Genomic DNA, 12,481 nt, shown 5'->3' with positions numbered 1-12,481 from the left:
TTCCTGACGTAATGCTGTCGCCTGTCGAGGGTAGTCGGCGGGGCCGCACACCTCCGCGTGGACGTATCGGCGAAGATCGACTCGTGACCTCATCACCGCTGACCGTCCCGGCCCTGCTGCACCGCACCGCGACGGAGTTCGGGCAGAAGGACTACGTGGTGACCCCGACGGAGCGGTTGACCTTCGCCCAGGCCGAACAACGATCGGCGGAGATCGCTCGCTGGCTGCTGCGCCGCGGCGTGGGCAAGGGCACCCGCGTCGGCCTGTTCTTCCCCAACGGGGTCGACTGGGTGCTGTGGTGGTTGGCGACGGCCCGAATCGGTGCACTCGCCGTCCCCCTGAGCACCATGTACAAGCCGGCCGAGATCGCCAAAGTGGCCAGGCTGTCCGACATCGCCGTCCTGGTGGCGCCGGATCGGGTGCTCACCATCGACGTCGCGCAGCAGTTCGAGTCCGCATTCCCCGACCTCGCGGAGCAGTCCGGCGCGGTGCTCGCGCTCGCAGGCGCGCCGTACCTGCGCACGATCGTGCTGACCGGGCCCACTGATCGGGCGTGGGCTACCGGCGGTCACACCGAAAGCGAATCATGTTCCCCCGCAGAGCTTCTCGGCGCGGCCGAACTCGAAGTCGCACCGGCGGACCTCGCGATCATGGTGCACACCTCGGGATCCACGGCGGACCCGAAGGGCGTGCTGCACACCCACGGCACCCTGGTCCGGCAGACGTCGACCTGGCCCGAGGCCGTCCGCATGGTCACCGGGTCCGACGCGTCGGTCCGGGTGCTGTGCGCCATGCCGTTCTTCTGGATCGGTGGTGTGCTCGCGGCGATGGGCGGCCTGCACGGCGGCCTCACGCTGCTGACACTGCCCAGGCTCGACGCCGGAACCGCGCTGGACCTGATCGAACGCGAACGCGGCACCGGCGTCATCGGGTGGCCGGCGTTCACCCAGAAACTGCGCGAGGATCCGTCGTTCACCACCCGCGACCTGTCCAGTGCCCCACTGCTCAAAGACGGGCCGATCGACATCGCGATGGTCAACGTCCCGGACGGATTTCCCGTGCACCGCACCATGTCCGAGACGGCAGGCGGCTTCGTCTACACCGACATCGCCATCGTCGACGACGAGGGCGATCCGGTCGATGACGGGACCGTCGGCGAACTGCTGGTCCGCGGCATCGGTGTGATGGCCGGCTACAACAAACGCGAGCGTGGGGACACCTTCGACGCCGACGGGTGGTACCACACCGGCGACCGGGTCTATCGCAGATCCGGTGATCCACGGTTGTTCTACGTCGGCCGCACCACGGACCTGATCAAGTCGGCCGGCGCCAACGTCTCGCCACTCGAGGTCGAGGCCGTCGTCGCCGCGATCCCCGACGTGGCGCAGTGTGTGGTCCTCGGTGTGGACGACGCGGTGCGCACCGAGGAGGTGTGCGCGTTGCTGGTCCCCGCGAACTCCACACTGGACCTCGACTCGATTGCGCGGTTGACCCGCGCGCAGTTGTCCAGTTACAAGGTGCCCACTCGGTGGGTGATTGCCACCAGCGAGCAGATACCGACCCTGCCCAGCGGCAAAGTGGACCGAAACACCCTGCGCGCGTTGATCTCCGACGGCATCCTCGCGTCCCACCGACTCAACTGACCCGGCGTCCGGTAAGTTGTGGCGCGATGAGCAGCGCAGAATCCCTGACTGTCCGAGACCCACAGTCGTGGTCGGCCCGCCTGTGGGGCGCCATAGATCACGACGTCTATCCCGCGATCATCGGTCACCCGTTCATCACGGGATTGACCGACGGCACTCTGGCGCCTGAGGCGTTCGCCCATTACGTCGCGCAGGATGTGCACTATCTGCGCGACTACGCCAAAGCCCTGTCGGTGGTCTCGGCCAAGGCTCCGACACCCGCCGACACCGCGATGTTCGCCCGGCACGCGGCCGAGGTGTTCGACGTCGAGTTGGCGCTGCACCGGGAACTGCTGCCGCAGTTGGGGTTGAGCTCAGAGAGCCTCGCCGACGTTCCGCCCGGCCCCACCACCTGCGCCTACACCAGCTACCTGCTGGCCACGGCCTACGGCGGGTCCTTCGCCGAAGGCCTTGCGGCGGTGCTGCCGTGCTACTGGATCTACGCGCGAGTGGGTGCCGAACTGCTGCAGCGCGGTTCGTCCGATCCGCGCTACCAACTCTGGATCGACAGCTACGGCGGGGAAGACTTCGCCGCCACGGTCACCGAGGTTCTCAACCTGACCGACCGCGTCGGCGGGGGGTTGGCGCCCGACGAGGAGGCCGCCGCCCGCGGGCATTTCGTGACGACGTCACGCTATGAGTGGATGTTCTTCGATGCGGGCCACCGCATCGAAGAGTGGCCCGTCTAGCGCTTGCGGTCCCGCACCTTGTAGGTGGCCGGCCAGGACAGGCGACTCTCGTCCCCGGTCAGCGGGGTGCCGCTGCCGCCGACCTTGACGTTGTAGGCCTCCTGGCCGGCGCCGACCTCTTTGTCGACGTGTTGCTGTGCCAGGTAATACAACTCGTCGATGGCGGCTTCGCTGTAGGCGACGAAACTGGTCTTGCGCTCGACATCGTCGATGCCCGCGAGCATCCGGTCGGGCAGATAGCGGGAGGCCACCGCGGCCGCACCGAGCAGTGCGAACGGAATGACCCAGTAGCACACGAACGACAGCGGGGTTTTGGTGTCGAGAATGGTCGCCTCGCCGTACACGATCGGCGGAATCGTCGAGGAGATCGCCATTCCCGCGAACGCCGCGATCCAGATCCAGGTGAGCACGCTGGTGATGTGCTTGAACAGGTCGGTCTCGACGACGCCCGGCGGTTGGCCGACTTCGGCGAACTCGCGCACGAATGGCTTACCCACCAACGCACCCGCAAGCGCGACGAGGAAGATGCCGATGTTGCTCAGCGGCTGCATCCAGCGCTCCATGAACGCCTGGTCGACTGTCAGCGCCAGCACGGTCAGCACGACAAAGGTTGCCAGGGCGCCGATTTCGAGCGATCGACCCGGCCCGCCGGTGAGTCGCCCCACCACGAAGGCCGCGATCGCGATGGCCAGCGCGATCAACACGGCGGTCAGGAACGGGACGTTGCCTACGAGAATCCAGTAGACAATCCAGGGCGCGAACGCGATGAGGGTACCCACGGCGAGTCAGTCTAGGGCCATACTGTTGCCATCACGGTGACAGGTCACCGGCGAGTCAGGCGATGATGCGGCCGAGGTAGGGCGTCATATCAGTGGTGCGCACCGGCGACACGGTGACACCCTGCGATGCGACCTCCACCATCTGACCGTTACCCACGAACAGCGCGACGCTCTGGGAGCCGTCGGGGCCGTAGAAGATCAGGTCGCCGGGCAGGGCCTGCGACGGCGCGACTTTCTGGCTGACCTTGTACTGCTCGCCCGAGGACCGCGGCAGTTTCACTCCGACACCGGCGAACGCGTAGACCATCAGGCCCGAGGCGTCGAAGCCGACGACATTGGCCTGCTCGGCAGCCTGCTGCGCGGCCTGCTGGTCCACCGCGGCGACCCCAGGAGTCGGTTGGCCGCCCAGGACCAGGCCGGGCGACGGCGGAACGTCGAGTCCGGGGATCAGGGGCGAGGAACCGGGAACTGCCGGAACGGTGTCGGTCAGCACGGGCGCCGTCGCCGGTGGCGCCTGCGGCCTGCCCTTCGTGGGACCTGTCGCGTCACCGCCGCCGTAGGTGAACGGCACGCCGCGCTGGGCCACCGCACGCGCGATGACCTGCTCGACGGCCTTCTGGTTGACCGCGGGCCTCTGCGGGTAGGCCCCGGCCACCCCGGCCGTCGCCAAAACCGTCGCCAAAACCGTCGCCATAGCCATCGCCAGTGCGATCACCGGCGCCCAGATGCGTCTCATCGACCTTCAACTTTCGTCACGTCAGCCTCTCTATTCACTTCTACAACAGGGGGCTGACAACAGACCAATCCCGATCGGTGGCTCGCATAAGGCGATGCCGTTCCGTGACCGAACGGTGACACATCGCGAACTCCTTGCAACAGAACGGCGCCCGTACCGCATCGCAAGCGATGCCGTACGGGCGCCGGAATGTGTCGGGCGGTCAGCCCAGGGCTGCCAGGGCCGCGTCGTAATCGGGTTCGGAGCCGATTTCGGGGACCAACTCGGTGTAGCTGACGTTGCCGTCGGCACCGATCACCACGACCGCGCGGCCGAGCAGGCCCGCCATCGGGCCGTCGGCGATGGTGATCCCGAAGTCCTCGCCGAAGCTGCTGCGGAACGCCGACGCGGTCGTGACGTTCTCGATGCCCTCGGCACCGCAGAACCGCTTCTGCGCGAACGGCAGATCCTTGGACACGCACAGCACGGCGACACCGCTCGCGGCGGCCCGCTCGTTGAAGGTGCGGACGCTGGTCGCACAGACCGGCGTGTCGATCGACGGAAAGATGTTCAGCACCACTGCCTTACCGCTGAACTGATCGTTGCCGACCTCGCCGAGGTCGGTGCCGGTGAGCGTGAAGCTGGGCGCCGGAGATCCGACGCCGGGCAGGTCACCGACCGTGTTGATGGGGTTTCCGCGCAAGGTTATCTGTGCCATGCGCACAGTCTGCCAAGTCGCCGCCCGCGGTGCTGGACCGGGTGCGCGTCGCGCCAGGTCACAACCTGCTCAACGCCGCAGTCACAAGCGCACGCCACCGGGCGACCGCCGCCGCGTCGGTGACGGCGAAGCGATCCAGTGCCTCGCGGTCCGGGCCGGGCGGCATGGGCGCCACCGGCAGATGCCCGTCCACGGGGATCAGGGACCGGGAACCCGGCACCACGTCGGCGCGCAGCCGCGACACCCCGTCGAGCGCACACGCGAACGGCAGGTCCGGCAGGGCGCCGGCCAGGGCCAGGCCACTCGACAGGCCGATCGTCGTCTCCCCCGCCGAGGTCACCACCGCCGGAAGCTCACATCGCTCGGCAACCCGCAGGGCACGGCGCACGCCGCCGAGCGGACCGGTGGTCAGCACCAGCACGTCGGCCGCATCGGCCAGTTCGGCCGCCGGGGTCTGTACCGTCACCGGCACCGCGATGCGCACGCCGACCTTGGCGCGCACCCGCGCGGTCTGGTCCAGGTCGGGACACGGTTGCGCGACGAATTCCAGGCCGCCGGCGGCACGTTCGAGTTCTGGGATCGCGGCCGCCGCGGTGTCGACATCCCAGCACCCGCGGGCATCGAGGCGGATCACCCCACCGGATCCGAGCACCTCGCGGACAGCGGCCACCCGGGCCAGATCCTCAACCAGTGAGCCAGGATGGGCCGCGACGGTGACATCGGCGGCGGCACAACCGGACTGGGCCACCAGCTGACGGGCCCGCTCGGCGTCGACGTCGGGCACCGACACCGCGATGGGTATCCGGCCCCGCACGGGATCGGGCCAGCCCACGGTCCCCGGTTCCACGGCGGACGTCAACCAGCGGACCGCGGTCTCGAGGTCGGCCTCGAGACCGGGGGCGAACTCACCCCAGCCCTGCGGGCCCTCGACGAGCACACCGGCGTAGACCGATCCGTCGATCCTGGGAATCGAGAAGACCGGAGCATCGTCGAAATCAATGAAAGTGCGCACCGAGGCTCACGCTAGCGGACGGTCTTCAGTGCGAGAATCGACTCCACGAACAGGACCGTTCCACTGGGGGAAGGAAGGTCGACGTCGTGACCGGACCCGCGGCGACACGCACACCCCGACGGCCCTTCCTTCTGCTCTCCATCCGCGACGACCGCGCCGCCTCTGCCGACGAGTACCGGGCCGTGCGGCGCTTCGGCGGTCTGGACGCCGACGAACTGCACCGAGTGGTGATGACCAGGACCCCGCTGGGCGACATCGACCTCGACGACTGGTCCGGGGTGATCCTGGGCGGCGGTCCGTACAACGTCAGCGATGCACCCGAGTCCAAGTCGTCGACCCAGCGACGAGTCGAGGGTGAACTTCGCGGCCTGCTCGAGTGCATCGTCGACCGGGACTTCCCCTTCCTCGGCTGCTGTTACGGGGTCGGCACCCTGGGCACCGTCATCGGCGCGACCGTCGACCGCTCCTTCCCCGAACCGGTGGGTCCGGTCACCGTCGAACTCACCGACGACGGCCGCGCGGACCCCCTGTTCGCCGGCGTGCCCACAGTGTTCGACGCGCTGGGCGGACACCGCGAGGCCGCCTCCACCCTGCCGGCGGGCGCGGTGCGACTTGCGCAGTCGGCCGACTGCCCGGTCCAGGCGTTCCGCGTGGGCACCAACGTTTACGCCACGCAGTTCCACCCGGAACTCGACGCCGAGGGCATGGCCACCCGCGTCGAGGCGTACAAGCACGCCGGGTACTTCCCGCCGGAGACGGCTGACGCGATCAAGGCCGCTGCGCAGGCACGACACATCGAGCATTCGTCATTGATTGTGCGGAACTTCGTCGTACGCTGTTCCCGCTGAGCGTCGCCGTCGGCGGTTCGACTCACCGTGATCAATCTTGACTGATTCAAGAAAACTCGGTAGACATACTCATGTGACCACGACGCCCGACTTCGCGAACCAGCTGCGTGCAGCTGACCTTCGCGTGACCCGGCCTCGGGTCGCGGTGTTGGGCGCCGTCTGCGAGCACGCACACGCTGACACCGACACCATCATCCGGGCGGTCCGCCAGGACCTGCCCGATGTCTCCCACCAGGCGGTTTACGATTCGCTCAATGCCCTGACCGCCGTCGGCCTCGTCCGCCGGATCCAGCCCTCCGGATCGGTCGCGCGCTACGAATCCCGTGTGGGCGACAACCACCACCACATCGTCTGCCGTGCGTGCGGCGAGATCGCCGACGTCGACTGCGCGATCGGCGAGGCTCCCTGCCTGACGGCCTCCGATGATCGCGGCTACATGATCGACGAAGCCGAGGTCATCTACTGGGGCCTGTGCCCCGACTGCTCGAAAACTCAGATTTCACGATCACATTGGTGATCACAGCCCATTTCACCCTCTCGAAAGGAACCGTCAGTGCCTGACGATCGCCCGATTCAAGACAGCCCGCCCGTAGGCGAGGCCCAGACGGACGCGGCCCAGGGCGGCTGCCCCGCCGGCTTCGGCAGCATCAAGCCTCCGGTCGCCGGCGGCTCCAACCGGGACTGGTGGCCCAACCAGCTGAACCTGAAGATCCTGCAGAAGAACCCCGAGGTCATCAACCCGCTGGACGAGGACTTCGACTACACCGCGGCCGTCCAGAGCCTGGACGTCGACGCGCTGCGTGCCGACATCGTCGAGGTCATGCGGACCTCGCAGGACTGGTGGCCGGCTGACTTCGGGCACTACGGCCCGCTGTTCATCCGTATGGCGTGGCACGCCGCGGGCACCTACCGCGTGCAGGACGGCCGCGGCGGCGCCGGGGCGGGCATGCAGCGCTTCGCGCCGCTCAACAGCTGGCCCGACAACGTCAACCTGGACAAGGCGCGCCGCCTGCTGTGGCCCGTCAAGAAGAAGTACGGCAAGAACGTCTCGTGGGCCGACCTGATCGTCTACGCCGGCAACGTGGCGCTGGAGGACATGGGCTTCCGCACCGCCGGTTTCGCGTTCGGCCGCGAGGACCGCTGGGAGCCCGAGGAGGACGTCTACTGGGGTCCCGAGCAGGAGTGGCTCGACGACAAGCGCTACACCGGTGAGCGCGACCTGGACAACCCGCTGGCCGCAGTCCAGATGGGCCTGATCTACGTCAACCCCGAAGGCCCCAACGGCAACCCGGATCCGCTGGCCTCGGCCGTCGACATCCGCGACACCTTCGCTCGCATGGCGATGAACGACATCGAGACCGCGGCCCTGATCGTCGGCGGCCACACCTTCGGCAAGACCCACGGCAACGGTGACGCCGAACTCGTCGGCCCCGAGCCCGAGGCCGCCGACCTGGAGCTGCAGGGCCTGGGCTGGCACAACCCGCAGGGCACCGGCCACGGCAACGACACGGTGTCGTCGGGCCTCGAGGTCATCTGGACGCACACGCCCACCAAGTGGGACAACAGCTTCCTGGAGATCCTGTACGGCAACGAGTGGGAGCTGACCAAGAGCCCCGCCGGCGCCAACCAGTGGAAGCCGAAGGACAACGGCTGGGCCAACTCGGTCCCGGAGGCCCAGGGCACCGGCAAGACCCATCCGTCGATGCTGACCTCGGACCTCGCGCTGCGCTTCGACCCGATCTACGGGCAGATCACCCGCCGCTGGCTGGATCACCCGGAGGAGCTCGCCGAGGAGTTCGCCAAGGCGTGGTTCAAGCTGCTGCACCGCGACATGGGACCCGTGGACCGCTACCTCGGTCCGGAGACGCCCAAGGACACCTGGTTGTGGCAGGACATCACCCCGGCCGGCCCGCAGCTGTCCGCTGCTGATGTCGCCACGCTCAAGTCGGCCATCGCCGACTCGGGTCTGACCGTCTCGCAGCTGGTTTCGACCGCGTGGAAGGCCGCGTCGTCGTTCCGTTCGAGCGACCTGCGCGGCGGCGCCAACGGTGGCCGCATCCGCCTGCAGCCGCAGCTGGGCTGGGAGGTCAACGAGCCCGACGAGCTGGCCCAGGTCATCGCCAAGCTCGAGGAGATCCAGTCCTCGGCGGGCGTGACCGTGTCCTTCGCCGACCTGGTGGTCCTCGGCGGCGTCGTCGGTGTCGAGAAGGCCGCCAAGGCAGCCGGTTTCGACGTCACGGTGCCGTTCACCCCGGGCCGCGGCGACGCCACGCAGGAGCAGACCGACGTCGAGTCGTTCTCCTACCTCGAGCCCAAGGCCGACGGCTTCCGCAACTACCTCGGCAAGGGCGGCGTCCTTCCGGCGGAGTTCCGGCTGATCGATCGGGCCAACCTGCTGGGTGTGTCGGCTCCCGAGCTGACGGTCCTGGTCGGCGGTCTGCGCGTGCTGGACACCAACTTCGGTGGCACCAAGCACGGCGTGTTCACCGACACCCCGGGCGCGCTGACGAACGACTTCTTCGTCAACCTGCTCGACATGGGCGTCGAGTGGAAGGCGTCGCCGGCTGACGACGGCACCTACGTCGCCACCGATCGCGCCACCGGCGAGCAGAAGTGGACCGGCACCCGCGTCGACCTGCTGTTCGGCTCCAACTCGCAGCTGCGGGCGGTCGCCGAGGTCTACGCCGAGGACGACGCCAAGGAGAAGTTCGTCAAGGACTTCGTCGCGGCATTCACCAAGGTGCTCGACGCCGACCGGTTCGACGTCACGAAGTAAGACTTCTCTGCAGCCCTGAGAAGTGGCAGTGCCCCGCGAGCTTCGGCTCGCGGGGCACTGTCCTTTTACGGAGTTGTCACGCGTCTGCGAGGAGGAGTTCGTAGGCGGTCCTGACGCCCCATCCCCCATCCGCAGCGTAAGAGAGTGGCCGCGGCGAGGGCTGTGGAATCGGGTCAGACGGTGCGCGGAAGCTGCCCGGCGATCAGCGGCGCGATATTGTCCGCCATGTAGGCGTGCCCGGCGTCGGTGGGATGGACGCCGTCGGAACCGATCAGCCAGGGCTGATCGACGAACCACCGCGCCGCAATCGGATCGACGAAACTGGCGCCCACGATGCGCGCCTGCGTGGCCAGCACATCGCGGATGCCGAGGATGTCGGGAGGTACGTCGGCCGTCGGCCACGGCGTGCTGATGACCAGCAGACGCGCCTGGGGCGCGGTGCGCCGGGCCTGCAGGAGCGTGTCCCGCACCGCCTCGGCGAGCCGTTCGGGCGGGACCTCGCGGTCGTTGCGGGATCCGTAGAACACGATCAGCGTGTCGTCGGGGCGAACCGCGCGGGCCACCAGATTCCTGAACACGCTGCCGCGGTTGCCGACGGTGTCGTACCCGGCGCGACCCTCGGCGGCCACGTCGGCGGCCACCGAGATGCCCTGTCGCGAGAGTGTCTGCCACGCCCGCACGGTCCAGGCCTGCGGGCCCAGGCCGCCCTCATCGGTGCCGTTGGTGTAGGAGTCGCCGATGACCGCGACACGCTGAATCGGTGTCTCGCGCGTCATCGGTGACACCGTGACCGGCGGTGCGGCGAACACGCCGAGAAGCAGGGCCGTCATCACGAACAGCGCAGACAGGCGGCCCGCCCCCAGGTCGATCACGAGCACATCTTACGGCGCGGTGGGCCGGAAAACCTGCAGCGGCGCAGGAACATTCGCTGACGACACAAGGGGCCGAGGCGGTTCCGGGCCCGATCCCCGCGTATCGAGCATGCGCCGCATCCACTTGCGGGCCGGCTCCTCCACACCGTGATACAGCGCGGCCGCACCCGCCAGCGTGGCCGCGAAGATGCCGAGCAGCATCAGCGGGCCCGGCCAACCCTGCAGCGTCAGGTTGAACTGCTGCTCGGTCCAGGTCCATGCGGTGTGGACCAGTTCATGGACCATGTACAGCGAGAACGAGATGTGACCGCCGTAGACCATGACCGACGTCGCCAACAGGGTCGGCAGCGCCCCCACGCCCACCGCCAGCGCCGCGACAAGCGGCACGAACAGCAGGTCGACCACGCCACTGCTGTCGCTGACCCCGGAGATCGGGTTGGCGTCAAACCAGTACTGCAGGCCGATGATGGCCAGCGCGATCAGCAGGGCCGTGGCTCCCGCGATCTGCCGTTGCCCGTGCCCGAGACGCAGTTTGCGCACGGCCGCGCAGGCCAGCACGCCGGCGGTGAACTGCATGACGATGCGCGGCAGCCAACTCCACGGCGTGTAGAACTCGCCGCTGGCCAGAAGCAGCAGCACCGGTCCCGACGAGGCCGCGACAGCCAGCAGCAGCAGGCTGCGGGCGCGGGTCACCGCCGTCATCCTGAAGATGACCAGGATCAGCGCCCCGAACAGCAGGTACGCCAGCCATTCGGCACTGATCGACCAGGCCGGCCCGTCCCAACTGGTGCCGTCGAAGAACGGCTCGGACCACAACTGCACCAGCAGAAGCTGACGCACGTAGCTGAGGGCGGTGAGCTGATCGGTGTTCTCCGACGGCACGTGCCCCACGTGCAGCGTGAAGATGATCCAGGCCGCCGCGAGGTGCAGCGTGACCAGGTACACCGGCCACACCCGGGACAGCCGCAGCCACAGGAAGTGCAGGGTCTCGCGGGTCGACCATGATGGACCCATCCGGTCCAGGTAGTTCCAGGTGAGCACGAAACCGCTGAGGATGAAGAACAGGTCAACGCCTTGGGCGCCGGAGTTCAGCACGGGTGCCAGCGCCTCGCTCAGGGTGGGCGCGGCCGCCGCCAGCAGCGGACGGAAGTGAAACAGCACAACCCAGACCGCGGCGAGAATGCGCAAGCCCGTCAGGGCCCTGATCTCTCCACCGCGCACAAACACACTTCCGTCACGTATCCGATTTCACGTCAGTTTCGCGAAGCCCGACCGGGCGGTGACCGTAGGTGCCCGGGCGAAATTAACCCCTGCACCCGACTCGGCCAACCGGCGAGCGTCAGTAGCCTAACAGCGTGCGGACAGTGCATGCGGGAGGCGAACCTGTGCAGATGCTGTACGTGCGCAGCCCCTAGTGTGCTTATCCTCCAATTCTTTTCGACCACCTGGGAGGTGCCCACATGGCGTTGGCCATCGTCGTCGCACTCGCGCTGACCGCGGCCCTGTGCGCTGCTCTCGGCATCGTCGTGCGCCAGTTGGCCACCCGGGACGTGCCCGCCGACCGCGGGATGAGCCCGACGATCGTCACGACCCTGCTGCGCCGGCCCCTGTGGTGGGCCGGCACCGCGACCGCGTGTGCGGGCTATGTGTTCCAGGCGTTGGCGTTGTCGCGCGGGTCGCTGGTGCTGGTGCAACCCCTTTTGGTGTCCTCACTGCTGTTCGCGCTGCCGATCAGCGCGCGGGTGGCCGGCCAGCGCGTGAGCCGGACCGAATGGGCGTGGGCGGGGTTGTTGACGGTGGCACTGGCGGTCTTCGTCCTCGTCGCGCACCCACGCGAGGGGCATAACGACCCGTCGCAGCAGACCTGGCTGATGGTCGCGCTGGTCATCATCCCCGTGGTGGCCGTCTGCGTCGCCTGGGCCGCACGTTCCATCGGCGCGCGCCGGGCCATGCTGCTCGCGGTGGCCGTGGGCGTCCTGTTCGGGCTGATCGCGGTGCTGACGAAGCTGTGCGCGCACCGCATCAGCACCGGGTCGTGGCGAGAACTGATGACGACACCGGCACCGTATCTGCTGGTCGTGGTGTCGATCGTGGCGACCGTGGCCCAGCAGTCCGCGCTGCACGCGGGCGCCCTGCAGACATCCGTGCCGACCATGCTGGTCCTGGAACCGGTGATCGCGGTCCTGCTCGGGACCGCGGTGCTCGGCGAGCAGTTGACCGCCCGCGGCGTCGGGGTGGTGGCCCTGGTGCTGGCCGTGGCCGCGATGGCCACTGCCACGATCGCGCTGGGCCGGGACTCCGGTGCGTTTGACGAACGGATCGCCAGCAGGCCCTGAGATGGCCTGGTGGACACCGACATCCGCCCATCCCCCGACGTGCGCGCAAGGGTG

The 12,481-nt window shown here is 68.3% G+C and carries 12 protein-coding genes; 6 read left to right on the top strand and 6 right to left on the bottom strand.

Annotated elements, in window-relative coordinates; genetic code table 11:
* Positions 1 to 83: 83 nt before the first annotated feature.
* Positions 84 to 1,643 carry a class I adenylate-forming enzyme family protein gene (locus tag G6N34_RS10940; protein ID WP_234812823.1) on the top strand — a complete coding sequence of 520 codons (1,560 nt, stop codon included), beginning with the start codon at positions 84 to 86 and terminating at the stop codon, positions 1,641 to 1,643.
* 26 nt (positions 1,644 to 1,669) lie between these two features.
* Positions 1,670 to 2,371 (top strand): thiaminase II, encoded by a 702-nt coding sequence (gene tenA / locus G6N34_RS10935; protein ID WP_085150956.1) that lies wholly within the window; start codon positions 1,670 to 1,672, stop codon positions 2,369 to 2,371.
* On the opposite strand, the gene G6N34_RS10930 is transcribed toward tenA, so the two are convergent.
* The 4 genes from G6N34_RS10930 to G6N34_RS10915 all read right to left on the bottom strand — a co-directional run bounded on the left by G6N34_RS10930 (position 2,368) and on the right by G6N34_RS10915 (position 5,595).
* Positions 2,368 to 3,150 (bottom strand): hypothetical protein, encoded by a 783-nt coding sequence (locus G6N34_RS10930; protein ID WP_085150955.1) that lies wholly within the window; start codon positions 3,148 to 3,150, stop codon positions 2,368 to 2,370. The two genes, tenA and G6N34_RS10930, sit on opposite strands and share 4 nt — an antisense overlap.
* A gap of 55 nt (positions 3,151 to 3,205) precedes the next feature.
* The gene (gene ripD, locus G6N34_RS10925; protein WP_085150954.1) at positions 3,206 to 3,886 is read right to left on the bottom strand and encodes an NlpC/P60 family peptidoglycan-binding protein RipD; all 681 of its coding nucleotides are present in this window, start codon (positions 3,884 to 3,886) and stop codon (positions 3,206 to 3,208) included.
* A 202-nt stretch (positions 3,887 to 4,088) separates the two neighbouring features.
* Positions 4,089 to 4,583, bottom strand: coding sequence for a thiol peroxidase (gene tpx / locus G6N34_RS10920; protein ID WP_085150953.1), 495 nt, complete (start codon positions 4,581 to 4,583; stop codon positions 4,089 to 4,091).
* Between the two features lie 58 nt (positions 4,584 to 4,641).
* The gene (locus tag G6N34_RS10915) at positions 4,642 to 5,595 is read right to left on the bottom strand and encodes an enolase C-terminal domain-like protein (protein WP_085150952.1); all 954 of its coding nucleotides are present in this window, start codon (positions 5,593 to 5,595) and stop codon (positions 4,642 to 4,644) included.
* An 86-nt stretch (positions 5,596 to 5,681) separates the two neighbouring features.
* On the opposite strand from G6N34_RS10915, the gene G6N34_RS10910 reads away from it, so the two are divergent.
* The 3 genes from G6N34_RS10910 to katG all read left to right on the top strand — a co-directional run bounded on the left by G6N34_RS10910 (position 5,682) and on the right by katG (position 9,219).
* The gene (locus G6N34_RS10910; RefSeq protein WP_085150951.1) at positions 5,682 to 6,443 is read left to right on the top strand and encodes a glutamine amidotransferase; all 762 of its coding nucleotides are present in this window, start codon (positions 5,682 to 5,684) and stop codon (positions 6,441 to 6,443) included.
* Positions 6,444 to 6,516: 73 nt separating this feature from the next.
* A complete protein-coding gene (locus tag G6N34_RS10905) occupies positions 6,517 to 6,960 on the top strand; it encodes a Fur family transcriptional regulator (protein WP_085150950.1) in 444 nt (147 codons plus the stop codon).
* Positions 6,961 to 6,996: 36 nt separating this feature from the next.
* Positions 6,997 to 9,219, top strand: coding sequence for a catalase/peroxidase HPI (katG, locus tag G6N34_RS10900; protein WP_085150949.1), 2,223 nt, complete (start codon positions 6,997 to 6,999; stop codon positions 9,217 to 9,219).
* A 173-nt stretch (positions 9,220 to 9,392) separates the two neighbouring features.
* On the opposite strand, the gene G6N34_RS10895 is transcribed toward katG, so the two are convergent.
* Both G6N34_RS10895 and G6N34_RS10890 read right to left on the bottom strand, forming a co-directional pair.
* The gene (locus G6N34_RS10895) at positions 9,393 to 10,088 is read right to left on the bottom strand and encodes an Rv0518 family GDSL lipase (protein ID WP_407663267.1); all 696 of its coding nucleotides are present in this window, start codon (positions 10,086 to 10,088) and stop codon (positions 9,393 to 9,395) included.
* Positions 10,089 to 10,100: 12 nt separating this feature from the next.
* Positions 10,101 to 11,312, bottom strand: coding sequence for an acyltransferase family protein (locus G6N34_RS10890; protein WP_085150948.1), 1,212 nt, complete (start codon positions 11,310 to 11,312; stop codon positions 10,101 to 10,103).
* Between the two features lie 239 nt (positions 11,313 to 11,551).
* On the opposite strand from G6N34_RS10890, the gene G6N34_RS10885 reads away from it, so the two are divergent.
* Entirely contained in the window at positions 11,552 to 12,427 is an 876-nt protein-coding gene (locus tag G6N34_RS10885) for a DMT family transporter (RefSeq protein WP_085150947.1), read from the top strand.
* The last annotated feature ends 54 nt before the right edge of the window (positions 12,428 to 12,481 follow it).

The sequence above is a fragment of the Mycolicibacterium confluentis genome, assembly GCF_010729895.1.
Taxonomy (GTDB): Bacteria; Actinomycetota; Actinomycetes; order Mycobacteriales; family Mycobacteriaceae; genus Mycobacterium; species Mycobacterium confluentis.
Note: the sequence above shows the minus strand (reverse complement) of the source record. Positions and strands in the feature narration are given on the sequence as shown.